Here is a 26,165-nt window from a genome sequence, read left to right as displayed (position 1 = left end):
GAGACGGTTAAGTATGGCAATCATGCGATACATTATTTTGAAAAGCGAACAGGAGGTTTCGTTCGTCGAAATGCCCGCCTCGCATGTTTATCAGCTGAGCGCGCTGAATTTGCGCCTGCACAAAGAAATCGACAAGCTGACAGCCAGCCACGTTCCGGCACTGCCTTACGCTATCGCGGAATGCGCGGATGTCGAGCTGCACGACAAATCTATCGTTGTCCATTCCGGCCTGGCGTACTTGAACCAGCTGGAGCAAGATTTTGCAGGCATTGAAGAGAAATCGTACCCGCTTATCTCGCTGCTGACCGAAATCCGCGCTTTGCAGGCGCAGCTCGAGCAATGGTACGAAGAAGAATACGACATGTAAACCGATTATAAGCGGATATACCGCATGAAATGTCAGTTGGACCTGCACGGACATTCGCCTACTTCCATACACTACTTAGTACAACAAGCGATGTCTGGAAGGAGGGCGAAAGCGATGCCGCAATGGCTGTGCAACCAACTGATGCGCGCTTACTTGAAGAAGGACCGCCGGCAGATCCGACTGTTGAACGACTGCTGGTATTTCTATCGTACTCGTCAACATCAAGGCGACGACCCCTTGACCTTATAATAACAGTAACCTTATAATTACAGCGACCTTATCATACAGCAGCTATCCCAGCATAAAAGGGTGCTATCTCTTTGCAGTGACGTTTCCACGCGACTGCTCGGAGATAACACCCTTTTCGACGTCTGCCAAGCCTAAACGGCTGCCCGGAGCAGAGGGATCAGCCCGGCTTGCGCATCGTCAGGCTGACTCTGCCTTTCTTCGAATCCACGCCAAGCACCCAAACCGTGACGGTATCGCCGACGGAAACGACGTCCATCGGATGCTTGACGAATTTGCCGCTCAGCTGCGAAATGTGTACGAGCCCGTCATTCTTGATGCCGATGTCGACGAACGCGCCGAAATCGATGACATTCCGCACCGTGCCCTGCAGCTCCATGCCCGGAGTCAGGTCTTCGATGCTGAGTACGTCGGTATGGAAAATCGGCGCGGGCAGCTCCTCGCGCGGATCGCGGCCCGGACGGAGCAGGCTGTCCACGATGTCGCGCAGCGTCGGCACGCCGACGCCGAGCTCCGCCGCAACTTTGTCCGTCTCGATTGCCAACAGCGCTGCCCGGAACGCTTCGCTTCCGAGCTGGTCCAACTTCAGGCCCAGAATACCGCACAGCTTGTCCACGACGGCGTAGGATTCCGGGTGAATCGGCGTCCGGTCAAGCGGATTGCCGCTCTCGAGCACGCGGATGAAGCCGATGCACTGCTCGTACGTCTTGGCGCCGAGGCGAGGAACCTTCTGCAGCATTTTCCGGTCCTTGAAGATGCCGGTTTCCTCGCGGAATTTCACGATATTCTTCGCCGTCGTGGCATTGATGCCCGCCACGTAGGACAGCAGCGACGGCGATGCCGTGTTGACGTCGACGCCGACATGGTTGACCGCCGATTCCACGACGCCGCCGAGCGTTTCCTCGAGCCGTTTCTGGCTGACGTCATGCTGATATTGGCCGACGCCGATCGCCTTCGGCTCGATCTTCACGAGCTCGGCCAGCGGATCCTGCAGCCTTCTGGCGATGGATACGGCGCTGCGCTCGGCGACGTCCAGCTTCGGAAACTCTTCGGCCGCCAGCTTGGATGCCGAATAGACGCTCGCGCCCGCTTCATTGACAATGATATATTTGAGCTCGCTTGCGCCAGCCAGCTTGTCGGTCTTGCGCTTGCCGATCAGGCTCGCGATGAACTGCTCCGTCTCCCGCGAAGCAGTACCGTTGCCGATGACGATGAGTTCAACCCGGTAGCGGTCGATCAGCCCGTTAATGAGCTTCTCCGCTTCGGCTACCTTGTTGTTCGGCGGCGTCGGGTAGGACACGGCCACTTCCAGCAGCTTGCCGGTCTCATCGATGACCGCGAGCTTGCAGCCGGTCCGGAAGGCAGGATCGACGCCCAGCACGACGTTACCGCGTACCGGAGGCTGCAGCAGCAGATTGCGCAAATTCGTGGAGAAGATCGATATGGCGTGCTCCTCTGCCTTATCCGTCAATTCGCCGCGCACCTCGCGCTCGATAGACGGCGCGATCAGACGCTTGTACGCATCCTCGATCGTCGCCAATAGCACGGAGCGTATGCCGGCGGCCGTGCCCATGCGGAGCAATTGACGATCCATGTAATCATGGATTTTGTCGGACGCAAGATCCAGCGAAACCCGCAGCACATCCTCGCGCTCCGCCCGGTTGATAGCCAAGGTGCGGTGCGGCGGAAGCTTCTTGAGCGGTTCTTGATAGTTGTAATACATTTCATAGACCGTTTCTTGCGCAGCGTCCTTCGCTTCCGTGCGTATGATGCCGTGGTCGAACGTATATCTGCGCACCCAAGCGCGCGTCTTCGCATCGTCCGCAAGCTGCTCGGCGATAATGTCCATCGCGCCATGCAGCGCGTCGTCCGCCGTATCCACGCCTTTGGCGGCATCGATATATTTGGCTGCCTCTTGAAGGGGTTCGCCTTGCCGCGGCTGAGCAAGAAGCCACTGCGCCAGCGGCTCGAGCCCTCTCTCGCGGGCGACGCTTGCCCGAGTTTTGCGTTTCTGGCGATAAGGACGATATAAATCCTCGATCTCCTGCAGCTTCACCGCGCCGACAATGGCGCCGCGCAGCTCGTCCGTCAGCTTGCCTTGCTCGTCAATGAGCCGGATCACTTCGCGTTTGCGCGTCTCCAAATTGCGCATGTACTGCAGCTTCTCTTCGATCGCGCGCAGCTCGTTCTCGTCCAGCTCGCCGGTCATTTCTTTCCGGTAGCGGGCTATGAACGGAATCGTATTGCCTTCATCCAGCAGCGATACCGCCGATTTCACTTTGCCGTGCGGCAGATTCAGCTCCGCCGACACCCGCTTAACGATGACCGCTTGCTCCGCGGCCTGTTCTTCCGGCGTCAACTCGATTTTGCCCGAGGGCCCGTCCATTTCTTCATCCTTCATTCGCTGCTTCGTCTCAGCCAAGATGTCATTCCTCCATCATAACGAATAGAACCCTTCGTACCGGCATTAAGCCGGCACGTAAGGGTTGTTAGCCATTTCAAATCCGATTGTCGTCTGCGGCCCATGGCCGGGATAAACCCGAACCGACGGATCCAGCTTATAGAGCTTCGTTCGAATGGAGTCGAACAGGTCGCGTTCCTTGCCGCCTGGCAGATCGGTACGGCCGACCGACAGCTTGAACAGCACGTCGCCGCTGATCAGATGACCGTCGCACAGCAGGCTGACGCTGCCGGGCGAATGGCCCGGCGTATGCATCACCTGGAACGTATGCCCGATCAGCTCCAGCTTCTGGCCCTCCGAGAGCGCATATTCGGCAGGTGCCGTCGTCAGCGGCGGCGTCACGTCGGACCAGCGGGCGGAGCCGTTCTTGCGCGCGTCCTCCAGCCAGTCGGCCTCTTCGTCGTGCAGATAGACCGGGCAGCCGAAAGCCTGACGCATCTCTTCGACGCCGCCCATATGATCGAAATGCGCGTGCGTCAGCACGATCGCTTCCATCTTCAGCCCGCGCTCGCGGATTCGCTCGATAAGGCGCTTCGGTCCCATACCGGGATCGACCACGAACGCGCGCTTGCCTTCGTCCTCGGTAACCAGATAACAATTCGTTTGCAGCGGTCCCAGCGTAAACGTCTCGATGCGCATCGGTTTAGACAGAAGCCAGCAGCGTGCGGAGTTCGTCTACGATCAGCTGCTGGTATCCTGTTCCTTCGCCGTAGCGGCGGCCGATTTCCTGGCGCGCTGCCGTCAGGTTCTCTTGGTAATCCGCGGCATCGCGGTCCGTATTCGCCTGCTTGAACGCCACCATCGGTTCCTGTATGTACGTCGGACGAGGTCCCCATTGGCCAAGCACGGCACCGCCCGTATCGACGATCAGCACGACCGGGATCGAGCGGCCGCCAAGCGTCAGAAACTCATCGATCGTGTCGAGATGCTGTTCCATAATGAGCACTTCAACCGGCATGCCGGTCAATTCCAGCGCCTTGAATACGACCGGAACGTTGCGGACGACGTCGCCGCACCAATCCGCGGCGATAATCACGCAGCGAAGGTCGTCGCGGTTGTTGATAGATTCGAAGAACTCGCGATCTTCCGCATTCGTCCATTCAAAGCGGCTGCCCCAGTCCTGGAACGCTTGCTGGTTCTTCGTCATCGCATCGATAAATTGCTGCGGACTGATTCCCTTGCCGAGCTTGTTCGCTACATTTTTACCCATCGTTAAGGACCTCCTAAGTTTCGCCCTTGCAGGCGCTATGATTCGTTCGCGTTATGTCTAAGTCTCAATTGTATCAAACCCGTCGCGGTGCGCACAAACAAGGTCGGCCTATATCGATTTCCCGCGGCGTTTAAGCACGATGTACACGACATAGATAATCAGCAGCGCGATGGCGATCAGAATGGCAGGTTGCACGTACGGCGCTGCCTTATCGTCGATGTCTTCCCAATTCTCGCCCAAGGAACGGCCGAGCAAAACAAAGAGCACGACCCATGGAATGGATGCAAGACCCGTCAACGCGGTGAAGCGCCAGAACGACATGCGCGCGATTCCCGCCGGTATCGAAATGACCTGGCGCATGACAGGCACGAAGCGAGCCGTGAAGACGATCCCGCTGCCGTAGCGCTGAAACCATTTATCGGCGATATCGAGATGCTTCGGTTTGATTTTGATATATTTCCCGTATTTCTCGAAGAATGGCCTGCCCGCGAAGCGTCCGATGCCGTACAGGATCCATTGCTGCGCCACGGCGCCGATGAAGCCGAACAGCAGCGCGCCTTCCAATGATACTTCATGCTGGGACACGAGATAGCCGGCATAGCCGAGGACGATCTCGCTCGGAATCACCTCAATCATCAAACCGATCATAATGCCGAAGTACCCTAGGCCTTCAATCCATTCCAGTAACGCATTGACCAGATCATGAAACCAGCTCATTCTTCATCTCCTATTCATCTCTATTACAGACACTGCCTGGGAATTCTCTCTCTTACGGTATTCTAGCATAATTGCAGACATGCCTCCAGCCTGAACGCGCCTCAAGGCTTGGTCATCGTGAGCCAAGCCCTTGCATAGACTGGCAGTAATAATCCTTGTCCTAAAAGGAAGGTGAAGCGCATGTCCAATATTTTCGTCGTCAGCAAAAAACAGCTGCGCCTGATCTACTTGCTGCTGCTGCTCATCGTCTTTACCGCCGTCTGCCTTCGCTGGAACCAGTCGCGCGCGGCGATGACCGCACCGAGGGAAATGCAGGTTTTTCAACTGGTGACCGGGGAATTCAAAACGACGACCTCGGATGGCAAAGAGCTTGAAGTCTATCGCTGGGATCCCGCCTCCATCGTCGTGCATAAAGGAGAGTCCGTGGAGCTGCGCATCGCCGGCGTGAATGGCGGCTCTCACCCGTTCATCATTCAGGAGCTGGGCATTAAGGGAGAAGTGAATAAGGGCCAAACGACGGTCGTGCATTTTACGGCGGACCGGCGGGGAACGTTCGCTATCGAATGCCTGACGCATACGTCGCTCGCGAACGGCGGACCGATGGTTGGCTATATTACCGTTCTGTAGTGAAGGGGGCGTGCACGTTGAAGCCGGAGAATGGTCGTGAGGCATAGGCGTAATGTGCATGTATATGGTGCAGGCGTGAGCGCTATCGCATAAGAGGGCACGCAGTGACCTGAGGCACGCAGGGCGCATATATAAGGGTAGAGAGGAGTCGGTAACGATGAAGCCTACCGCATCTACCCAGAAGCATGCATCCTCCTTCCCCAGCGCGCGCAAGATCAAACGTGCCTGCGAGAACGAGCTGTACCGTACCGTCAAACGGCTCGGGGTCTATATCCCGAAAGAAAAAGTAGAACTGGCCGAGAAGCTCTACGTCCAAAAGGTATTTCTGAATCTGCAGTGGATCCACGAGCATGCCAGCAACCGCAAGGTGCTGTCCGACTGGTGGGACGAGAATGTGAGCGCCGAAATCGCCGCCTTGTGGGAAGTGGATCCGGATCGGCTCCGCAAGTCGTTCCGGGATGCTTTCGGCGGATGATTGCCTTCATTGCGCGGATGCCGCGGCAAGGAACGGGTCAGATGCTTCGCGCGATCGCCGTGCATACGGACGGACAGAATCGCGGAACGTAGAACGGCAGCACAGCTCTTCTTCGAGAGAGCCGTGCTGCCGTTGTCGTTAATGAGGGTTATCCAAGAGGTCAGCCGATGATGGCGAATGTTTCAACGCCGGCCGGGATGAAACGCGAACGGAACAATACGCCGTTTGCATTAAAGGTTTGAATCGTATACGACACGTTCGTTAACGTGCGGATGTTGTTGAACCGTACGACACCGAAGCGGTCAAAGGACGCCGTAGCCACAACGCGATTGTTGCGGATCAGGCGGGCGAAGAAGCCTGCCGTATCGAAAGGCACGCCGTTATTGGCCACCCATACGACCGTCAAACGACTGAATATCGGGCCCGTTTGTTTGACTAAATTACGCGGAACCGCGCGTTTGATGACTCTACCGGTGCTCAGAGCGCCTAATTGGGGTTTTACTCGTGCAGATGCCATTATCATCACTCCTTCCAGTGAATTCCTACAGCTTATGCCGTAAGCCGCTCACTGGATTGGACAATCCTCTCGATTGCTTTGCCTATTCTTGGAGATGTAGGGTGATGATTGGGCACATTCGAGCACGAAGGGAGCAGTATTCTGAGTGATTCGAGACCAGGCATCTTAGAACACAGTAAGCACGAAGCGCAGTTCGCTGAGTGATTCGAGACCAGGCATCTTAGAGCAAGTGCAATGCACCAAGCGCGCGGGCGCTTCCTGGCCGGCTACTGCTTGGCCGCAAGCAAGCGGCTTCGTTCCGCGGCGGCTTTGGCAGCCGCTGATACTTCGAAGCGGCGGCCATTCGCGTCGTATTGGCGGTCCAGCGCCTCATAGGAAGCGAAAAAGGCTTCGGCTACGCCGGCCGCAAGCCGAGCTTCTTCCGGCCGATGCCCGGCTCGCAGGTCCTGCGCGAGCCGGGCCATCGTGATGACCGCTTCCGTCTGCTTCGCCCGGTCGAAGCGGTCATGGTCCAGCGCGCGGCGCATCCAGCCTGCGGCGCCGCGGACGTCTTCCCGCTCGGCGGCTTCCCGGCCGAGCGCCCATAGCAGCGGCACGGACTGCGGCTCCCAGCGCAGTCCGGCCGCGAGCAGCGCCGCCCTTTCCCGCGGCGGCGCCAGTACGGCCAGCTCGAGGCGAATCCGGCTCCAGTACGGATTCGCCTCGAGCGCCGCGCGGAGCGCGGCCGTTCGCGCAGCGCCGGAGACGGCAGCCGCCGTCTCGCGGTGCTGCACGGCAGCCGCGAGCCGCCAGCCGAGCACGGCGGCGGCGGCGAAGCATAGGGCGGCCGAGGCCAGCGACGCGGCCCGAGCGCCCGCAGCCAAGCGGCCGCCGCGGAGAACCCCGCGGCACATCCCGCCATCCTGCCCGCTCTGCTTCGGAGTTCCCGAAGCAGACCTCCCTGCCATGCTCTCAGCTGCGCCGCCGCTTGCCACTGCCGCATTCCCTGTCTCGTGTCCTCTTATTCCCGCCTCACGGATTTGTACTACGACCTTGGCGCTCTCCGCACCCCCGCTCGAATAATAAACAATCCATCCCAGAAGCAGCAACCAATCATACCCGAAGGACAAATCGAAATCGATCCACGCATGCGCCAGCAGCACGCCGATCGGGAGCAGCCCCGTACGTTCGCGAATCCACACCGTCCGCAGGATAACAACCATGACGGCAATACCGGCTAATAGACCGACGACGCCCAAGTCCAGCAAGAGCTCCAGTCCACCGCTGTGCACTTCGTTGCCGACATAAGGCTGCGATTGCACGCTCGTAAATAGACTCGGCCATGTATCCCCGCCTCTGCCGAATAGCGGAGCTTCCTGAACGAGCTTCAAGGCATCGCGGTAGAACAGTCCCCTCGCGCTAGCCGTGGAATACGCTCCATTGCTCACGACTCCAAGACGACCGAATATCGCCTCCGGCAGCAAGAACGCCGACACGATCGCAGCGGCACTCCCGCCAGCCCAAGCCATTCGCCATAGCAATCGACTTCCGCTTCTGTCCATCAACACGCGCAGCCCTAGAAATCCAAGCGGTGCAGCGAAGATGATCAACAGCAGCAGCCCCCATTCCGAAGCGGTTGCCAAGCCGCCAGCACCCTCAGACGTGCCCCGCAATCCGGCATCAACCACGCCCCGGTAAGCGGCGCTGCCGCATAACAGCGTCCAGCCGCCGTAGACCAACCAAGCGCAGCGCTCTTTGCCGCGCATCATCGCGAAGCCCGCCAGCCACGCAAGGGCCAAGGCCAGCCATGCTCCTCTGGATTCCGTCAGCAGACAGACGAGCAGATAAGGTACGGCGCCGAATGAAGCGAGCAAGAAGCGCTTGTTTGTGCCCGCCCGCAGCAGGAGCAGCCAGGACCACGCGAGATAGGCAGCGGCAATCGCAGCCAGGAGGTTGGGATACTGCACGAAGCCCGCCAGCCGCGCCCCGACTGCAGACAGCCTGCTATCCTCGGTTATCATGATCATGGAAGGGAATGACAACGCCCCCATCCATCCCGCCAAGGCACTGCCGGCGACCGTCAATCCCGATGCCTGCATCGCAGCCGACAACCCTGCGCGTTTCTCCGGCGAACCGAAGCACAGCTGCAAAAGCAGCGCAAACGCCGCATACGTGCAATAACGCAGCGCTTGCTTCAAGCTGCCCAGCACGGAAACCGGATCATGCAGCAGCGCGGCCCCGTATAACAGCGCCGCCAGCAACAAGCCGACTACGGCCGGATGCAGCATTTCCCTGTTCCTGCTCTCCTCTTGCTGACGCAAGCTCCATACGAACATACAGCCGACAGCCAGCAGAGCACCGAGGCTAATCGACCACTCCCATACATAGAAGGACTCGTCAAAAAACATGCCGTACTGATATGCTGCTCCCATGAGTGCCAATGCCGTCATGAACGAGCCAACGCCCAGCAAACCATTCTTCCGCATCTCGCAACCTTCCCTTGGTCAACCCGACATTCTCGTTCTTACGCGCTCCGGCGCAGACTCGCGCGGGTGCGCTTCTTTCGCCCCGAGGTTCAAAAAAGGAAGACGCCGCCGGCTCCCCGGTCGGGCGTCTTCCTTGATATCATTATGATTTCATTGGTTGGTTTCATAATGGTTTCATTATGTTTTCATCATGATTTCATCTAGACTTCATTATGGTTCCCTTACCGTTGGTCACAGCTTCATTCAGGTTTTTCTATCGTTTCGCTTTCAGCTGTTTGTGCCGAAAATAAGCGCCTACCTGCTCGCGGATCAGAAAGGCACGCAACGCGCGGCGCTGCTGTTCGTTAAGCTCCAGGAACCTAGCTCCAAACGTTTCCCGCTGCGTATTCTCGTCCCGGCGGATGATTTCCATCTGGCAATCGAATGCCGATTCCAGCTCAAGCGAGACATCAATGACCTGACCGATGCTAAGCCGCGGCCCGAACGCCAATTGAAAAGCGACACCGGAGTTGCTAATATTGCGCGTTACCAGCTCGAAATCCTCTTCCGCTTCGAACGTAAGCAGCTCGTCCCGCACCGTGACCTCGCGCGACTGCTTATGCTTCAGGGTTCCGCGCACCGCAGCGTCCACCCGCGGAGATTCGCGCCTTTCCTCAAGTCCGACGAGCGAGCGTTCCGGGAACAGCACAGCCAGTGCGCCGCTAGCCTTCGCAATGACCGACGAGCGCAAGCGATGAATGCCCACCGGCGTGTAGAGGGTCAAGTTGACGGGATCGCCGAGCTCGAACTGTTTGAATTCCGTCAGCTCGATTTCCATCATGTCGCCTTCGGCATGCGTTAAGATACCTGTTGATACATAACCGTCCTTCTCGACGACCGTGCGACTGTGAAGCAGGGATTTAATCGAGAATTTCGCCTTATCGCCGCCGTACAACTCATGGGCCCTAGTCTTGGTTCCTCCTGCCATTCTCCGATTCCTCCTTCATAAAATGAAAAAAAGCGCTTCCCAATCACTGGAGCCGCTTCTCGAACCCAGGCCGAAGCCGGGGCACATTTCGGCAGCCAGGCTGTCAGTTATCCGTCGTAACGGACCTTAGACCCTTTGGCTTTGCGTCCTTGCCTTTCGGCAAGTTTGCCAGTATCGATGTCTATGAAGTTGTGGATGACGGTCGGATTGGACGACTTACACTTCTTTGACAATCATGAGGCTCTGCTCGTCTTTCAGGTCGATTTGATAGGCTGCCGAAGGCGGCGTTCCGTCTCGTTCCCGGATAATTCGCACGATCGGCCGATGAACGGCAAGCGGATTGTTGAGCGCTACGACGCCGATCTGCCCGGAATTCAGCAGTACCGTTGTCGATACGGGATAAATCGAGATATGCCTGCAAAAAATTTTGATCATTTCTAAATCAAAATACGTATTGCCCGCCGCAAACAGAAACTCGATCGCTTCCGAGGGCGTGAATCGCTTTCGATGCGGCCTCGTGGAGGTCAGCGCATCGTATACGTCGGCAATGCCGACGATCTGCGCGTATTCATGGATCTCATCTCGCTGCAGCCGCCGCGGATAACCGGAGCCGTTATAGCGTTCGTGATGCTGCAGCGCGCAATGGGCCGATAGGAGCGAAATATCGTGCTGCGCCCGGATGATATTAAAGCCTTCTTCCGTGTGCCTCTCCATCTGCGCTCGTTCGTCCTTCGTGTACGCGCCCGGCTTCTTAAGCAGCTCCTTCGGAATTCGGGTCATCCCGACGTCGAACAGCAGGGCGCCCATTCCGAGTTCTTCCAGTTGATTTCGATTATACCCTTTGGCGAGTCCCATAATACCTGCTAGAATAGCCACGTTGAGCGAATGATGGAACAAATAGCTGTCGGCGACATGAATGTTCGTCAAGTTGACCATTAATTCTTCTCGGCCGACGAGATCCTCCAGAATGTCTCCGAATACCTTGCGAAAGGTTCTTCCGAGCTCCGGCGCGATCGTCCGGCCTTTCATGACCGGCTGATCCCGAAGGGTGCTCATCGTTTTGTAGATGGCGTCCGACGCCCGCTTCCTCGTGTCGTCCTGGATGGCGGAAGTCGGCTCCAAGCCTTCCGTCAGCGGATCGTCGATGAACAGCACATCAATGCCAAGCCCCATCAATCTGTCGATAAATCGTTGATTAAGCTCAACGCCCGCACCGAGCAATACGTTTCCATTATCCTGTAATATAGGGCGGGCAAGCTTTTCTCCCGGAGCAACGGAGTGGATGTTAGTTTTTCTCATGGTTGTTCTCCCGCCTTTGTCGCGTGCTCATGATTCATGCCTGCAGCGCTGCCGGTTCGGAATCTTGCATCTTGCACATATATTTGTCCGCATACATGTTTTTATCGGCCGTATAGGTCAATTGGCTTAGGTCTTTTCCTTGATCGGGAAAAACCGCATAACCGATCGACACCGATAATCGAAGCCCGATCCGTCTGGAAATGCCAAGCAGCTGTTCGTGAATTCGTTTGGTGATGCGTTCAATTCCTTTGTCGTCGGCATAAGGACAGATCAAGATGAACTCGTCGCCGCCCCATCTGCCAACGAACTCGCCGCGTTCGGAGCAGGACTTCAGCGTGTCCGCGATCAAGGCAAGCGCCGTATCGCCTTGATGATGGCCGAAGCGGTCGTTTACTTCTTTGAAATCGTTGACGTCCAGCATGATTACCGTCATTCGCTTGCGTCTTCGGCCCGCCTTCCGAAGCAGCTTCTTGAACGTCGCTTCGATGAACCTGCGATTGTAGGCGCCCGTGAGACAGTCGGTCGTCGCCTCGATCCGCAATCGATCGTAGCTGCGGCCGGCCAGCCAAGCCGCCGGGAAAGCCGCTGCCCCTAAGGCGGCGAGCCCAAGCTGGACGGGAAGCAGCAAATGTCCTTGACTGGATGCCATATAGCATAGACCTGCTGCTGCCGATGTCATTCCCAATGCTGCGGCAGTTGCAAGTATTCGTCCGTTCTTTGACAATTCGCTGATCCCCTCTCCAATCAATGATTAACGACCCGGTTCCGCCCATTATGTTTGGCCCGGTACAGCGCCGTATCGATTTTGGTGAACAAGTCCCTGAGATAGGACTTGACGTCGGTAATCTGAATGTCGGTCTGTTCCTCCACGACATGCATGCCCATGCTGATCGTCACGGATATCGGCGCTCGTCCGCGGCCTGCCGGAATCTCGTTGGATTCCACCACTTCGCGAATGCGCTGCGCCAGCATCTCGGCTTGCTCCTTGGTCGTATGCGGCAAGTAAACGGTAAACTCTTCGCCGCCGTATCTGGCCAGGATGTCGGTACGGCGCAAAGAGCCCCGCACCGCTTCTGCCGTACGCTTGATGACCTCGTCCCCGACCAGATGGCCATAGTTATCGTTCACGTGCTTGAACAAATCGATATCGAACAAAAGAATCGCAAACGGAATCCTGTATCGTAAATTCGTCAGCACCTCGTGCTCAAGCTGCTGCATCAGAAACCTGCGGTTAAAGCAGCCGGTCAAGCTGTCGGTAACCGCCATCTGTTCGAGCTTGCGGTTAGCCTGAAACAGCTCGTCCTGCATATAGATCAACGCCCGGTTCCGTTCTTGCAGCGAATTGTTCTGCTCCTGAGACTTCAAAACATGCGATTTCAGCTCTGTAATATCCTGTAGCGTGATGACTCTGCCCTTCAAGCTGCCGCCTACTAGAATCGGTGCCGTATGGAGAGACAGATAATGCTTCGGTTCATTCGGCAATTCGATGGCCAGCTCCGTATGCAGGCGCTTGGAAGCATGGTCGCGGAACTCAAGCAAGAATGCTTCTCCCGCCTCGGCCTGCAGCGCATGGGAACTTAGAATCGCCGCCAAATTAAACGGTTTCCAAAGGACGATTCCGAGCTTGGGGTATACGTTGCGGTTCACCTCGATCACGAGGTCGTTCTCGTCCAGAACGACGATGCCGACTGACAGCGTATCCACGACATCCTGCTGGGCGATCTTGACAAGATCGAAAGAACGATGCTTCTGAAGCGAGATCAAAAAGCAGATGTCCGACAACAGGATACCGAACGACGTAATGCCCGGAATGACCGGCAGCCAAGGATCCAAGATGACATTGACGAACATATCCAAAAGCGGAAGCGCAACCATAATGACGATGCCAATAAGCGTACTCAGTATGCGCGCCTTGTCTGCTCGATCTGTCAGCAGGCGAGCCTTGCGCCACAGGAGAAGGACCGAATAGACAAAGTAAGCATGCAGCAGCACCACCATGCACCAAAAAACAGGACCGTATACGCGTTCCTCGTAGCTGTCATGAACCGGAGCAACGAACGTATGCCATGGATTCCAAATCATGGCGGCCGACAACAGAAGTGACGGCGCGAGAACCAATAGTACGGTGCTGAGGTTCGGCTTATAATAAGAGCCGCTCACGAGATATTTGGCAAATAGCACCCAGCCGAAACCGAGCATCGATAAACCGACGAAAGATAGGGTTATATAGGCAATCTGAAGGTGTGGTTGATCTGTCGTGTGGACGCCGATTTGGCCGACCGGCCAAATCATCATGAAGAAGTGGAAGAGCAGATAGACTTTATATTGCGCAGAGATAACGTTCTTAATGAATACATAGATGAAGATGGCGAACAAGCTTGCCAGCAAGCTTAAATCTATACCCGTCATAAGTCCCATGTTCTCCACCCAAATCACTATATAGTTGTCTATGAAAAAAGACCTGGGACAATCTGTCATATGCTCTTCCATTCTATCACACTGTTCAGATATTCGACAACAATTGTTGTTAACTTATTTAACATCCATAGCGGCTTGCTTAAGCCGTTGTTCAAGTGCCCGCTCCAAATACGGCGACACCTGGAGCATATCCCGGAACGCCTCGTATTCCCGCCATTTGCGTGCGGCATCGCTGCCGCTTCCCGCCGTTCTGACGGCGCGGATGAGCATGTTCTTCGGCGTATGCTCGGGATCGATGAATTCCAGCAGCTGCGTGCGATACCCGAGTACTTCCAGCAGCTGCGCGCGGATAGCGTCCGTCGCGAGCGCGGAGAAACGCTCCTTCAGCAGGCCATGCGACAGCAAGGGCTTCATCGTCTCGTTCGCGATCTGTTTGAAGAGCTCATGCTGGCAGCACGGCACGGATAGAATGACCGATGCTCCCCATTCGATCGCCTTGACCAATGCAGCATCCGTCGCGGTATCGCAGGCATGAAGCGTTACGACCATATCGACTTGGGACTGATCCTTGTAATCCGCGATATCTCCGACCTGAAAGCGAAGATTGTCATAGCCGAGCTTCTTCGCGAGCTCCGAGCAGAAGGCGATCACATCCGCCTTCAAGTCCAGGCCGACGACGGAGATGCGCCTGCCCTGCTGCACGGCGAGCAGATGATAGAGTGCGAAGGTCAAGTACGATTTGCCGCAGCCGAAATCGACGATCGTAATTTCACGGTCAGCCGGCAAATGGGGCAGCACGTCGGCGACCATCTCGAGAAACCGGTTGATTTGGCGAAACTTGTCCTGTTTCTTCGCGGCCACCTGGCCGTCCTTCGTCATGATGCCGAGCTCCACGAGGAATGGCGCCGCTTCTCCCTCCCGCACGACCCGCTGCTTCTGCCTGTTATGGGCGAGCGTCTCGTTCTTGCCTGCGGCCGTCGGCGCCGAAGGCTTGCTGAGCACGGCGGCTTTGCCTTTCTTGGAGAAGAGCACCTGAACGTCGGCATCGTCGGTACGGATCAGCGCTTGACGGTAATTCGAAGCGAGCCAGTCCGTCATGCGATCCGCTGCCAGCTCCTGCGGAACGTTCTCGTGCGTGACTTTATTATCGCAATAGTATTGAAATTGATAGTGGAGCGCGCCTTTGAGCTCGACAGGCCGGATGACCGTCTTGGCCGGGATATCGCCGTCTTTGCGGCGAAGCTGACTGAATGTCGCTCCCTTCAGCCGTCCTTCCGACACCCACTGCTCCATGTCTAGCTGCCATTGTTCCTTACTGCTGTCCATCTTCTGTCCTTCAGCTCCTAAACCGCTTGAGTAATCGCCGTTCATTCATTCCCGATCTTGCTTGATTCGTTCCAGCCCCTCGACGACTTCATCGCGGGGCAATCCCCCCGCCTCCAGCGACTCGTCCGGCAGAAGCAGCAGCCTGCGGTAAAATTCCTCCGCTTCTTCGCGCGGAATCATTCCGTCCTCGAGCAGCTCATGAAGGATGTTCTCGGCATCGTCATACCGCTTGTCGCCCTCATGCCATTCCCACATCAGCAGCTTCGTCGCGCGGGGCAGCTCATAGCCGTCCAGCTGCTCCGCCAGGTCGGCCGCTTCTTCCGACGGCGTCCGCAGCATTGCCGGCGCGTCCAGCAGCGCAAGCCGCATGAACAGGTGAAAGGCCTTCAACTGGATAGGATAGCTCTGCTCCGTCCGGCCAAGCTCGTTCAGGATCGACGCTTCTTCCTTCATTAATAGCGCGACGCCGCTCAAATTCGCCGTTTCGACCATTCCGTTCGTCGTCATCATCCGCACGAGGTCGGCATCCGACAGCTGGCGAATCAGTTTGCCGTTCATCCGGAATTGCCGGTCCAATAAATCATCGATGACCAGGAGCGCCTCTTCGTGCTTGCGCTGTTGGCGCAACCCCATGATGACGCCCGCAGCTTCCCCCATCTGTTCGATCATGCGCATGAAAAAATCCCGTTGAAACACCACCGACGTCCCTCCTTAAGTCCATCCCGTTCCGCTTACGCCGCCGACCGTCCACGTCTATAGACTGTTTATTGCAGCAAAATGTTCACTATCCGACGATTTATTTTGCCGTTTCGTTCAAAAAAGCAACGATTTCCGCTGCCAGCTGCTGCGGCGCTTCCACCATGCTCATATGTCCGGAGCCTTCCAGCAGCGCCTGCGTAACGTGCGGACCGTCCGTCGTGAACGTGTTTGCCGGCGGGATTACGCCGTCTTCCGAGCCCGCCACCAGCAGGCGCGGCACGGTCAATCCATCGAGCACGCTCGTGCGGTCGGGCCGGGCCTTCATGCCGAGCGCAGTCGCAGCCGCTCCTTCCGCATCCGTTCCATAGCCGACGTCGATCATGCGCTGCACGTCTTCGACCATCGATTCCCGGTGAGCGGGCGCGAACAGCTTTGGAACCAAGCCTTCCACGAACGAGGCGATTCCGTCCGCCCGCAGCGTCGCTGCCGCCTTGTCCCGGTTCCCCTTCGCCTCTTCGCTGTCCGGCTTAGCCGTAGAATGCACGAGGCTGAACGAAGCCAGCTGATCAGGATGCTTCTCGGCGAAAGCAAGCGATGCATATCCGCCAAGCGAATGGCCGAACAAGCGAATCTTCCCGACGTTTAAGTGCTCCAGCAGCTGCGCGAGATCCGAAGCGAACGCCTCCATCTCGTAAACGGGTACCTGCGGCGCGGAGCTGCGGCCATGTCCGCGGAGGTCAGGAACGATTACCCGTCCAGCGGCTTCCAGCTGCGGCAGTACTTTATTCCAATACGAAGAGCTTCCACAGAAGCCATGCAGCAGTACGATGACGTTGCCTGCCCCTTCTGCATTGCCGGCCCCCGAGTCGTAATAAGCAATCGTTTGACCGTCCGGCAGCTTAAACGTATGGTTAGCGATGGAACGTTGATCCGTTGTCATGAAATTCCCATCCTCTCGTATCTCGAATGCCTGCTTCGAAGCAGGCGATTATCGAATCCTATTCCAGCAGCATGGCCTTCACTTCAGGCTGCCCCCATGCGGCTTGCACGGCGCTCGCGAGCGCGCGGGCCATGCCCATCACTTCCTGCAGCGAAGCGTGCTGGATCGTCCAGTAAGGCTTCACGCTCTTCGGTCCGACGATGCCGGCGATGCTGTAATGTCCCGCCGGCGATAACCGCTTCCCGACCGCATGTCCCGGGTAGAGCGGACCTTCGCTGACGATGTAGCTCGGCTCCTGTCCTTTTTTACCCAAACCGGCATCGATCGCAATCGTCAGGAACGTATCCGGAATCGACGCCTTCAATGATTCGTACCGGTCGGCGTCGCAGGGGCGGGCAAGCGTCCCGATGACGTGGCTCCATCCCGCTTGCGCCAGCAGCGTGCCGACGAGCGGTCCGAATGAATCGCCGGTCGAGCAGTCCGTTCCTATACATAGAAATGCGACGCGATCGCGGTCCGGCTGTGCCGCCGCTGCATGTCGAAGCACCTCCTCCACGCCGGCGAGCGCGACAGTTTCTCTTGGCACGGGATCTTCCGTGCGTCCTCTGCGGGCTTTAGCCCGGTTTCCCATGGGTTCCGCTTCCTCCTCGTTCCAACTGTCCTCATTGTACCGAAATCGGACGAACGCATCAAATCACCCTCGCAGTGGCGAGCCTGCGCCTCAGCATGCTACAATACCTTCAGTCCGTACAGTGGGAGGAGAGATACAGTGCGAAACTTGGAAGAAGCGAACGTGGAGAACGTCGCTTTCATGATCGACACCATCAAAAACAAGCTGCGCATGGCATCGGGAGCCGCCATGCAGGCGACGAACTTTAGCCTGGATCGATACGAGGATCTGCGCGATGTCTACGAAATCGTAGCCGGCAAAGAGAAGTTCAGCATCAGCGAGGTCGAAGCCATCGTGTCCGAGCTCGGACAGCTGCGCGAGAAATAGAAAACGCTGAGTTACAATTACTACCATTTTCCGACATAGTATGACATTCAAAAACCGGACGCTCGCTGCGTCCGGTTTTTGTTTTTTCCACTATTTTACTGAACAACCAAATGCGCAATGATCGTCCACTTTCCGCTTAATTCTCTTCGTCTTCCTCATCCGACTGCGGCGATTGCGCGCCGGTAGCGGATATCGACAGTTTGACGGAGACCGTCTTGTTCTCGCCCTTCAGAAAATAAGCGAGGCGCTCGAGTTTCTCCGCCAGCTCCGGTCCGCTAAGCGTCACGTTTAGCTCGTAGCCGAATTGATCTTCCGGAACGGCGCGGCCCGTGGCTGCGAAAGGCGCGGACGAATAAGCTTCCGCGGCATTGCGCGAGGCGAGCAGCTGCTCCGGCGAAAATTTGTCGGATTTGTTCACGACGCGCTCGTAAATGCGGAGTTTCTTGAGCAGCATGTAATATTGAGCGGAATGCTTGAATCCCCACGCGTCTCGGATATCCTTGAGCGTGTAGTCCATTTTCCACTGCTTGAGCTTCTCCACTTGTTCATCGGTCGATAACGCAAGAAAGTCGTCAATCGGTAAAATCGGCTGCGGCATTGATTAGGTCCCCCCGGATCTGGAATTACACTTCTGCATTAAATTTTCGCCACAACCTCCAATTTTCCTTTTTTTAATATAAAAATATTCCAGTTATTTTGCCATGTTAGCATTTATGTATGCATGAAATATAAAAAAAGGCTGTTCGAAGCAGCGTGGCTTCGAAACAACCTTTAAACGTGCAACATTATTTCTGCTCAAGTCCGAGCGACAACAGGAATCGCGAGAATGCCGCTTGACCTTCAGCAGTCCGTTTATAGACGCCGGCGTCCTTCAGCACGTCGAGGAATTTACTTCCGACCTCGCTCTGCAGAAGCGCTTGCGCCTGTTCGGCCGATAGACGAGTGCCGTGCTCCGCGATCATCGATTCGATCCAGCCGGCATGCTTGCCAAGAACGCCGCCGTGAAGAGATGCCGCGTCGACTGCCGTCTCGCCCGTGAGCAGCGCCGCGATGTCCTCGAGCTCGGCTTTGAGGCGGCCCGGGAGAACCGCCAGCCCCATAACCTCGATCAAGCCGATGTTTTCTTTCTTGATATGGTGCAGATGCGCATGCGGATGGAAGATACCGTCCGGATGCTCCTCGCTCGTACGGTTATTCCGAAGCACGAGGTCCAGCTCGTATTCGCCATTGTCTCGCAGCCGCGCAATCGGCGTTATGGTGTTGTGCGGCACCTTCTCGCCGCCTTTGTCCGTGAAGGCGAAAATATCGGCTTCCGGGTCGCTGTACGCCCGCCAAGCATCGAGGATTTCGCCAGCGGCCTTCAGCACCTTCGTTTTGTCGTTGCCGTTCACGCGCACGACGCTCATCGGCCAAGCGACGATGCTGTAGGTCAAGCCGTTATCGGACGGCTGAACGAACGACTTCTCGGCAGCGGCCGTCTCCATCGGAAACACATGACGTCCCGCCTGGAAGTGGTCATGGTTCAGAATGGAGCCGCCTACGATCGGCAAATCCGCGTTGGATCCGATAAAGTAGTGCGGGAATGCGTCCACGAAATCGAGCAGCCGCGCGAAGGTATCATGCGTGATCCGCATCGGCACATGCTTGCCGTGGAACACGATGCTGTGCTCGTTGTAGTACACGTACGGCGAGTACTGGAAGTACCACGCTTCGCCGAGGAGCGTAAGCGGCACGACGCGCAGGTTCTGACGGCCGGGATGATCCGCGCGTCCGGCGTAGCCGACATTGTCCGCGCACAGCAGGCATTTCGGATACTTGCTCGGGGCCATCGTCTTCAGCAGCGCGATTTCCCTCGGATCCTTCTCCGGCTTGGAAAGGTTGACCGTGATCTCGAGACTGCCGTACTCCGTCGGCTGCTCCCAATATTGGTTCTTCGCGATGCGGTCCATGCGGATGTAGTTGGAATCGATGCTGAGACGATAAAAGTCGTCCGTCGCCTTCATGATGCCTTCACGCTCCGCCGTGCGGCGGAAATTCGCGGCCGCCTCGGCCGGACGCGGCATGAGCAGTCCCATAATACGCGCGTCCAGCAGGTCTCGATACGTCGTCGTGTTATCTGGAATCAAGCCGATGGAAACGCCGTAATCCAGCAGCGGCTCCAGCAGCGATACCGGGCTTTCCAACCGTTCTTCCGGAACCTCGCCGGCGTAAGCTTCGGTCAAGCCGAACAGGTCGATCAAAGCGTTGCGCGAGTAATACACATCCAGCGGCGGCTCGATCATGCCGCGCTGCGCCGCGAATTGCACCAATCGTTCGATAAGCAATAGCACGTCGTTCGTGCCGGGTATCTGTTGTTCCGTCATCTTAAAGTCTCCTTCTCGCTGCGAATGCCCTGTCGCATCCGCAGCTGTTGCTTCCATCCCAAGCGGATTCCCTTGCGAGAACGCGCGCCTTAGGCTTTGTTGTAACCGCTCGGGTTCGCCTGATGCCAAGCCCATGCGCTGCCGATGATATCCTCCAGCTTGTTGCGCGTCGGATTCCAGCCCAGCTCCTGGCGGGCACGGTCGGACGAAGCGACCAGCACGGCCGGATCGCCGGCGCGGCGCGCTTCCGTAACAGCCGGAATGTCGCGGCCGGTCACTTGACGGGCGATGTCGATCACTTGCTTCACGGAGAAGCCGGTGCCGTTCCCCAGGTTGTAAACGGCGCTGTCTCCGCCTCTGCGCAACCGGTCAACCGCCAGCACATGCGCGTCTGCCAAGTCGCTGACATGGATATAGTCGCGGACGCAGGTGCCGTCTTCCGTCGCATAATCGTCGCCGAAGATCGAGATATGCGCGCGCTGGCCTAAGGCCGTTTGCAGCACGAGCGGCACGAGATGCGTCTCCGGGTTATGGTCCTCGCCGATCCGGCCGCTTGCATGCGCGCCCGCGGCGTTGAAGTAGCGTAGCGAGACGTATTTGACGCCGTACGCGACGTCGTACCATTTCATCATTTTCTCCATCGCCAGCTTCGTTTCGCCGTACGTATTCGTCGGCAGCGTGCGGTCGTCCTCATGGATCGGGATATTCTCAGGCTCGCCGTACGTCGCTGCCGTCGACGAGAAGACGATCCGTTTCACGCCGTGCGCGTTCATTTTCTCCAGCAGGCAAAGCGTGCCGTACACGTTGTTGTGATAGTATTTGCCGGGATCCTTCATGCTCTCCCCGACCAGCGAATTCGCTGCGAAATGGATGACGGCGTCGATGCTGTTCTCTCCGAACACCGTATCCAGGAAATCGCCGTCGCGCAGATCGCCGACGTACAATTTGCCTCCGAGTACCGCATCTTTATGTCCTTGCTGCAGATTATCGACGATGACGATTTCCTCGCCCCGCTCGATCAGCGCGGCGACCGCATGCGAGCCGATATAGCCCGCGCCTCCAGTTACCAGTACTGCCATTATGATTCTCTCCCTTCTCTATTCAAAACCGAAACCGCATGGAAAACATCCTATTTAAACGAGGCGTTCTACGCCGTTGCCGATCGTGCAGACGTAGAAGTCCGCGACCAAGCCCGTTGCTACCGTATATTGACGGCCTACTTCGGATTTGAACGCCTCGATGCTGTCCTTGTGTACCAACGATACCGTGCAGCCGCCGAAGCCCGCGCCCGTCATGCGGGAACCGAGCACGCCGTCTACCGTCCGCGCTGCCGCAACCATCGCATCCAATTCCGCGCCCGTTACTTCATACAGATCGCGAAGCGAATCGTGGGAGGCATTCATCAGTTGGCCGAATGCGGCAAGATCGTTCGTTTGCAGCACCTTCATGGACTGAAGCACGCGGTCGATCTCTTCCACCACATGCTGCGCGCGATCGCGTACGACTTCGTCCTGGATCAGATGCTTGTTGGCGTTGAAGTCCTCCACGGAAAGCTGGCCAAGAAGCGTCAGATTCGGGAAAGCCGCTTTCAAATCCTGCACGGCCTGCTCGCACTGGCTGCGACGCTCGTTGTACTTGGAATCGACCAAGCCGCGGCGTTTGTTCGTATTGCCGATGACGAGCTGATAGTCGCCGGAGTTGAACGGCACCAGATCGTATTCCAGCGTGTCGCACATGAGCAGGATCGCATGGTCCTTCTTGCCGTTGGCCACCGCGAATTGGTCCATGATGCCGCATTGCACGCCGTTGAATTCATTTTCGGATTTTTGCGACATCAGGGCGATCTGGACCGTGTCCGTCTCGCGGCCTTCCATCGTCAGCAGGGCGTAAGCCGTCACGACTTCAATGGAAGCGGAGGATGAGAGGCCCGCTCCGTTCGGGATTTCGCCATGGAACAGCAGGTCGTAGCCGCTGCCGAAGACGACGCCGCGAGTTTGCAACTCGTGGACGAGGCCTTTCGGATAGTTCATCCAGTCATCGGCTTCATCGTAGACGATCGGGGAAATCGGCAGATGCTTGTGCTCCGCAAAGTTCGTGGACGCCAGGCCGAGCTGGTTGTCTTCGCGTTTGCGGATGAGCAGCGTCGTGCCGAACGTCAGAGCTGCCGGAAATACGTAGCCGCCGTTGTAGTCCGTATGCTCGCCGATCAGGTTGACGCGGCCCGGGGCATGAAAAACGGAAATTTGTTCGGAAGATTCGCCATATACGTTCAGAAATCGTTGTGTCAGTTCTTGCAGGTTTGCCATTATGCCACACCACTTTTCCAAGGAATGTAATTGCTTGTTTCTAGATTCAGTATAGCCGAAGGCAGGATTGCGCGAAATGGCTTGATGTGAGTTTGAGATGGAATTTTGTGACCTTCTCTCGAACTTCTCCAGGTCCTTATGTTACAATCTGCGTGAGATGAATGAATTGTAAACGAAGGAGTTTCCTGAATATGGAGCTGCGTCCGACCTATACGGTCCTGTCCAATCCCGTGCTGAACGAGCATGGCGATTTATATGTCCTGTTCGCCGGCGAGAGCCAGACGAGGCCCGGACATCTGATCGGTCCCAAAGTATCCGATTTCTATCTGATGCATCATGTGCTGTCCGGCTCCGGCGCGTACACATGCGCGGGGCAGCGGCATGAGCTGCGCGCGGGCCATACGTTTCTCATTCATCCCGATCAGCTCATCAGCTACGAATCCAGCGCGGACGACCCTTGGCGTTACCGCTGGATCGCCTTCGAGGGCGGAACGGCAGCCGCGCTGGCCGCAGATGCCGGGCTGGAGCCCGCGTCTCCGGTCATCGATACGGGGCGGAATCCCCGCATCGCGGTGCTCTACCATCAGATGCTGCGCAACTTCCGGCAAGGCGGACGGCCGGCGCATTTGCGCGCAACGGGCTATCTGCAGCTGCTATTCGCGGAATACGCTTCGGCGCTCACGGCGTCGGACGCCGACGCCCATCAGCGAGGCGACGAAGGAGAGGCGCTGACGCAGCAGGTGCTGCGCTACTTGTCCACCCAATTCGCCGAGCCCATCTCCATCGAAAACATGGCGGATACGCTCGGTTATAACCGCGCCTATCTGTCCCGCTTGTTCAAACGGCAAACGGGCATCACGCCGGTCACCTTCCTATTGAAGCTGCGCATCGACAAGGCGCATCTCCTGCTGCGCGAACGGCAGGAGCTGACCATTGAACAGATCGCCGCCTCCGTCGGATTTCAAGACCCGCTGTACTTCTCGAAGCAGTTCCGCCGCTTCTACGGCCAGTCGCCGACGGCTTACCGGGAGGCGATGAAGGCGTTGTAGGGCGGTGGTGACGCGCGGGAGACGCCGGGTGCGTGACGCTTGGCGCGCGGGAGACGCCAGGTGCGTGACGCTTGGCGCGCGGGAGACGCCGGGTGCGTGACGCTTGGCGCGCCAGGCGCGCTGGTGCTGGGCAAGTGACGCTGGCGCGTTTGTCGCGGGGGCTGGAGCACTTGACGCGCGGAGGTGCTTGGCTTGGCGCTAGGCGCGAGGGGTGTTTGGCAGACCTATCGCGCACTTTATACAAAAATTCCTCTTATTATTGCCCTATATCTCTTGGTTTCGTGTACAAAGTCCAAAAATTATGGCTAAAATACGTTATCCCAGCCAAGTCCTTGTTTTGTGTATGACTCACAACTTTACTGACTGAAACGCTCCAATGCGCGCCGCATTTATGTATCGTACAACTTGTTCTTTCGCACGAAATTTACTTACCACGAAGTTCACCGATAATTTTCACCTATTAGATGTAGCGCTGCATCTGCCCTCTCCTTAACCATGCGGGTTAAGGGTTAAGTGCGAAGTAATCCACAGCCATCGAGTTTTGGGATTACACAACTTCGTACCGCTACCGTTACTCGAACTGTTGCGAACTCCCCAATGCTATGAAAAATCTGAAATCCTTCCACTACACACACTACAAGCCTATACGCCTACACGCAAATAACCCCGCTCATCCGACTGGACGAACGGGGTTATTTGCATTGCCTAAGGAGCGATTGAACATCTCCCGAGGTTAACATATACAGCGCTTGCGACGACGATCATCAGCAAATGGCTTCTAATCGTGCGCACATTCAATGCGGCAGGACAATGCTGCCAATTATGCCGGATTCGTGCTTGTCGTTAGACTCGTCTTCTGCCGAAGAAGAAGGAAAGAATGAACAGAACCAAGAACACCACGAACAAGATTTTTGCGATACCCGCTGCGGCCGATGCCAATGTGAAGAAGCCCAGCACCCCCGCTACCAATGCTACGATCAAGAACAAAACTGCGTATCCCAACATAACCCATCACCCTTTCGGTTTCTCGTTTTTGGTTGTTGCTGCACTTGCTTACTTGGCTTATACACCGTCAGCGACGGGGTTGAAACGCGGCTGTCCCGAAAGCGCCGAATCTTCGTACGGAGAATCTGCATGCCGACGGAACGCAAAAAACCTCCGAACCGAGATGCGCCATGCATCCCAGTTCGGAGGTTTTAGAATAGCCAAGCCCGCTAGCTGCGGGCATTATGCCGCAGCTGCAGGCACGGCTCGCGCCGGCCGACGACCTGGCCGGCGTCGTTGACGATATCCGGCGGGATCTGCCGCCGGATGCTGGCAATAAGTTCCTGGCCGAGTCCCAGCTGCTCCAGGATGGAGCAGACCGCCTCCGGCCAGGGCGACTCCCCGCCGTCGGCGAGCTTGACGACGCCGGCGATGCCTTCCTTGCGCAGGGCGAAGACGAAGACGCCCTGCGCGCCGCTCTTGGCGACGACGTTCCCGTCGCCAAGCATGACGCTTGCCAGCCGGCCCGGCCCCTCGACCAGGGCCGGGTGGCCGTGCATGGCGGCGGCGATGCGCCCCGCCGCCGCAGCCATGGCGCTGCCCGCCGGCGATGCCGGGGCGGGCGAAGCGTCCAGCGCGCCGAGGCGCGCGTACACCAGCGCGAGCCGCCATAGCGGCAGCGCGAACACAGGCAAGCCGCAGCCGTCGATCGCGCAGCCGACGGCTTCCGGCTCCATCTCCGCGAGCGCGGCGACCGTCCGCAGCAGCTCCTGCTGCAGCGGGTGCTCCCGCTCCGCGTACGTATCCATCGGCCAGCCGCGCAGCTTGCACAGCGCGAGCATGCCGATATGTTTGCCCGCGCACACATGGTACAGCTTGCGCGGACCTCCGCCGCCGCGGATCACCTCGTCGCGCGCCTCCGCCTGCGCGGGCAGCTGCGGCCGGAAGACGAGCTGCTCCTCCCGCACGCCGGTAAGCTTCAGCATCCGCTCCAGCGTGTCAATGTGGGCTGACGTCCCTTGATGAGACGCGCACATCAGCGCGATCGCGTCCTCGCCCAGACTGAATGCCTCGGGCACGCCGCCCAGAAGGGACGGCAGCGCCTGCACCGGTTTCGCCGTCGAACGCATATACGTCCAGATCGCGGCGTCTCCCGCTTCCGCCAAAATCGTCCCGTCGGCCGATACGACCGCCGCATGGCCGGCATGAACATTCTCGACCACGCCGCCGCGCGTCGTTATCACAAGCGGCACGCCAAGCACGTCTGCCGCTGTTGGTTTATCGTTTGTCATATTGCGATCCCCTGCCGTTTCCCCAAGCTGCTAACCCTATCGAAACCCTATTTTACCACGAATGGCAGTCTTTCACCTACCATCCCTCATTCCTTAACAGCCTATTCACCTATTGCCCTGTCGGATCATTCCCTTCATACAGCTGCTGCTGCTGTTTCAAACCCGCCTCCGCGCGTGTAGTAATTCATAAGCCAACATGCAAAGGAGTGGACGACGATGACAGAAGTGAATCCGTTGAAGGACGGGCAGCCGCAGGCCTCGTCAGCCGGGCAGGCAGGCCGCAAGACCGAACCGCTCGAAAATGCGAAGAACGGCTCCATGGTCCAGGATATGCAGGATTTGAAACGTCTCGGCCACGATATGAAGGACATGAAGACGAACAGCCAGCTGCAGGAAGAGGGCCTCGTTCCGGATCCCATTCAAGAATAGATCGCGCACCG

General features: G+C 57.4%; 27 protein-coding genes and 1 riboswitch. Of the genes, 7 read left to right on the top strand and 20 right to left on the bottom strand.

Annotation, left to right across the window (positions count from 1 at the left end; all coding sequences use genetic code 11):
• The first annotated feature begins 13 nt into the window (after nt 1-13).
• The gene (locus tag AC0YNU_RS14850; protein ID WP_475757759.1) at nt 14-367 is read left to right on the top strand and encodes a hydrolase/acyltransferase; all 354 of its coding nucleotides are present in this window, start codon (nt 14-16) and stop codon (nt 365-367) included.
• 114 nt (nt 368-481) lie between these two features.
• Nucleotides 482-616 carry a cortex morphogenetic protein CmpA gene (cmpA, locus tag AC0YNU_RS14845; protein WP_475757757.1) on the top strand — a complete coding sequence of 45 codons (135 nt, stop codon included), beginning with the start codon at nt 482-484 and terminating at the stop codon, nt 614-616.
• A gap of 157 nt (nt 617-773) precedes the next feature.
• Here the strand turns inward: cmpA and AC0YNU_RS14840 are convergent, their stop codons facing one another.
• From AC0YNU_RS14840 to uptA, 4 genes are all read right to left on the bottom strand, one after another.
• Nucleotides 774-3,014 carry a Tex family protein gene (locus tag AC0YNU_RS14840; protein ID WP_475757990.1) on the bottom strand — a complete coding sequence of 747 codons (2,241 nt, stop codon included), beginning with the start codon at nt 3,012-3,014 and terminating at the stop codon, nt 774-776.
• Nucleotides 3,015-3,080: 66 nt separating this feature from the next.
• Complete coding sequence (locus AC0YNU_RS14835) at nt 3,081-3,713, bottom strand: MBL fold metallo-hydrolase (RefSeq protein ID WP_475757755.1); 633 nt, start codon at nt 3,711-3,713, stop codon at nt 3,081-3,083.
• A 4-nt stretch (nt 3,714-3,717) separates the two neighbouring features.
• A complete protein-coding gene (locus tag AC0YNU_RS14830; protein ID WP_475757753.1) occupies nt 3,718-4,284 on the bottom strand; it encodes a thioredoxin family protein in 567 nt (188 codons plus the stop codon).
• Nucleotides 4,285-4,392: 108 nt separating this feature from the next.
• Entirely contained in the window at nt 4,393-5,001 is a 609-nt protein-coding gene (gene uptA, locus AC0YNU_RS14825) for an undecaprenyl phosphate transporter UptA (protein ID WP_475757751.1), read from the bottom strand.
• Between the two features lie 180 nt (nt 5,002-5,181).
• Here uptA and AC0YNU_RS14820 point away from each other — a divergent pair, with 180 nt between their 5' ends.
• Together AC0YNU_RS14820 and AC0YNU_RS14815 are read left to right on the top strand one after the other, a co-directional pair.
• Nucleotides 5,182-5,628 carry a cupredoxin domain-containing protein gene (locus tag AC0YNU_RS14820; RefSeq protein WP_475757749.1) on the top strand — a complete coding sequence of 149 codons (447 nt, stop codon included), beginning with the start codon at nt 5,182-5,184 and terminating at the stop codon, nt 5,626-5,628.
• Nucleotides 5,629-5,785: 157 nt separating this feature from the next.
• Nucleotides 5,786-6,103: a dehydrogenase gene (locus AC0YNU_RS14815; protein ID WP_475757748.1), complete on the top strand. Its 318-nt coding sequence runs from the start codon at nt 5,786-5,788 to the stop codon at nt 6,101-6,103.
• Between the two features lie 160 nt (nt 6,104-6,263).
• Here AC0YNU_RS14815 and AC0YNU_RS14810 read toward each other — a convergent pair whose 3' ends face one another.
• From AC0YNU_RS14810 to yyaC, 10 genes are all read right to left on the bottom strand, one after another.
• Entirely contained in the window at nt 6,264-6,620 is a 357-nt protein-coding gene (locus AC0YNU_RS14810) for a hypothetical protein (protein WP_475757746.1), read from the bottom strand.
• A gap of 266 nt (nt 6,621-6,886) precedes the next feature.
• Nucleotides 6,887-9,085: an O-antigen ligase family protein gene (locus AC0YNU_RS14805; RefSeq protein WP_475757744.1), complete on the bottom strand. Its 2,199-nt coding sequence runs from the start codon at nt 9,083-9,085 to the stop codon at nt 6,887-6,889.
• Nucleotides 9,086-9,338: 253 nt separating this feature from the next.
• Nucleotides 9,339-10,052, bottom strand: a complete 714-nt coding sequence (locus tag AC0YNU_RS14800) for a PilZ domain-containing protein (protein WP_475757741.1) — start codon at nt 10,050-10,052, stop codon at nt 9,339-9,341.
• An 87-nt stretch (nt 10,053-10,139) separates the two neighbouring features.
• Nucleotides 10,140-10,232: riboswitch (cyclic di-GMP riboswitch) on the bottom strand.
• Nucleotides 10,233-10,268: 36 nt separating this feature from the next.
• On the bottom strand, nt 10,269-11,351 hold the full coding sequence (locus AC0YNU_RS14795; protein ID WP_475757739.1) for an HD-GYP domain-containing protein: 1,083 nt from the start codon (nt 11,349-11,351) through the stop codon (nt 10,269-10,271).
• 34 nt (nt 11,352-11,385) lie between these two features.
• Nucleotides 11,386-12,000 (bottom strand): GGDEF domain-containing protein, encoded by a 615-nt coding sequence (locus AC0YNU_RS14790; protein ID WP_475757736.1) that lies wholly within the window; start codon nt 11,998-12,000, stop codon nt 11,386-11,388.
• A 95-nt stretch (nt 12,001-12,095) separates the two neighbouring features.
• Nucleotides 12,096-13,760 carry a histidine kinase N-terminal 7TM domain-containing diguanylate cyclase gene (locus tag AC0YNU_RS14785; protein ID WP_475757734.1) on the bottom strand — a complete coding sequence of 555 codons (1,665 nt, stop codon included), beginning with the start codon at nt 13,758-13,760 and terminating at the stop codon, nt 12,096-12,098.
• 123 nt (nt 13,761-13,883) lie between these two features.
• Complete coding sequence (locus AC0YNU_RS14780) at nt 13,884-15,095, bottom strand: class I SAM-dependent methyltransferase (RefSeq protein ID WP_475757732.1); 1,212 nt, start codon at nt 15,093-15,095, stop codon at nt 13,884-13,886.
• 45 nt (nt 15,096-15,140) lie between these two features.
• The gene (locus AC0YNU_RS14775; protein ID WP_475757730.1) at nt 15,141-15,794 is read right to left on the bottom strand and encodes a DUF6483 family protein; all 654 of its coding nucleotides are present in this window, start codon (nt 15,792-15,794) and stop codon (nt 15,141-15,143) included.
• 97 nt (nt 15,795-15,891) lie between these two features.
• Entirely contained in the window at nt 15,892-16,734 is an 843-nt protein-coding gene (locus tag AC0YNU_RS14770; RefSeq protein ID WP_475757728.1) for an alpha/beta fold hydrolase, read from the bottom strand.
• 58 nt (nt 16,735-16,792) lie between these two features.
• Nucleotides 16,793-17,365 (bottom strand): spore protease YyaC, encoded by a 573-nt coding sequence (gene yyaC, locus AC0YNU_RS14765; RefSeq protein ID WP_475757726.1) that lies wholly within the window; start codon nt 17,363-17,365, stop codon nt 16,793-16,795.
• A gap of 138 nt (nt 17,366-17,503) precedes the next feature.
• Between yyaC and AC0YNU_RS14760 the strand changes: the two genes are divergently transcribed.
• Nucleotides 17,504-17,731 (top strand): DUF1128 domain-containing protein, encoded by a 228-nt coding sequence (locus AC0YNU_RS14760; RefSeq protein WP_475757723.1) that lies wholly within the window; start codon nt 17,504-17,506, stop codon nt 17,729-17,731.
• 136 nt (nt 17,732-17,867) lie between these two features.
• Here the strand turns inward: AC0YNU_RS14760 and AC0YNU_RS14755 are convergent, their stop codons facing one another.
• From AC0YNU_RS14755 to AC0YNU_RS14740, 4 genes are all read right to left on the bottom strand, one after another.
• Complete coding sequence (locus tag AC0YNU_RS14755; RefSeq protein ID WP_475757721.1) at nt 17,868-18,329, bottom strand: hypothetical protein; 462 nt, start codon at nt 18,327-18,329, stop codon at nt 17,868-17,870.
• Nucleotides 18,330-18,516: 187 nt separating this feature from the next.
• The gene (locus AC0YNU_RS14750; protein WP_475757719.1) at nt 18,517-20,094 is read right to left on the bottom strand and encodes a UDP-glucose--hexose-1-phosphate uridylyltransferase; all 1,578 of its coding nucleotides are present in this window, start codon (nt 20,092-20,094) and stop codon (nt 18,517-18,519) included.
• An 89-nt stretch (nt 20,095-20,183) separates the two neighbouring features.
• The gene (gene galE, locus AC0YNU_RS14745; protein ID WP_475757717.1) at nt 20,184-21,173 is read right to left on the bottom strand and encodes a UDP-glucose 4-epimerase GalE; all 990 of its coding nucleotides are present in this window, start codon (nt 21,171-21,173) and stop codon (nt 20,184-20,186) included.
• 54 nt (nt 21,174-21,227) lie between these two features.
• Nucleotides 21,228-22,400 (bottom strand): galactokinase, encoded by a 1,173-nt coding sequence (locus AC0YNU_RS14740; RefSeq protein WP_475757714.1) that lies wholly within the window; start codon nt 22,398-22,400, stop codon nt 21,228-21,230.
• 191 nt (nt 22,401-22,591) lie between these two features.
• On the opposite strand from AC0YNU_RS14740, the gene AC0YNU_RS14735 reads away from it, so the two are divergent.
• The gene (locus AC0YNU_RS14735) at nt 22,592-23,449 is read left to right on the top strand and encodes a helix-turn-helix domain-containing protein (RefSeq protein ID WP_475757712.1); all 858 of its coding nucleotides are present in this window, start codon (nt 22,592-22,594) and stop codon (nt 23,447-23,449) included.
• 843 nt (nt 23,450-24,292) lie between these two features.
• On the opposite strand, the gene AC0YNU_RS14730 is transcribed toward AC0YNU_RS14735, so the two are convergent.
• Both AC0YNU_RS14730 and AC0YNU_RS14725 read right to left on the bottom strand, forming a co-directional pair.
• Nucleotides 24,293-24,454 carry a DUF1328 domain-containing protein gene (locus AC0YNU_RS14730; RefSeq protein WP_161698111.1) on the bottom strand — a complete coding sequence of 54 codons (162 nt, stop codon included), beginning with the start codon at nt 24,452-24,454 and terminating at the stop codon, nt 24,293-24,295.
• 209 nt (nt 24,455-24,663) lie between these two features.
• Nucleotides 24,664-25,725, bottom strand: a complete 1,062-nt coding sequence (locus AC0YNU_RS14725) for an asparaginase (protein WP_475757709.1) — start codon at nt 25,723-25,725, stop codon at nt 24,664-24,666.
• Nucleotides 25,726-25,941: 216 nt separating this feature from the next.
• On the opposite strand from AC0YNU_RS14725, the gene AC0YNU_RS14720 reads away from it, so the two are divergent.
• Nucleotides 25,942-26,154, top strand: coding sequence for a hypothetical protein (locus AC0YNU_RS14720; RefSeq protein WP_161698115.1), 213 nt, complete (start codon nt 25,942-25,944; stop codon nt 26,152-26,154).
• Nucleotides 26,155-26,165 lie beyond the last annotated feature (11 nt).

The sequence above is a fragment of the Paenibacillus sp. J31P316 genome (assembly GCF_056269105.1).
Note: the sequence above shows the minus strand (reverse complement) of the source record. Positions and strands in the feature narration are given on the sequence as shown.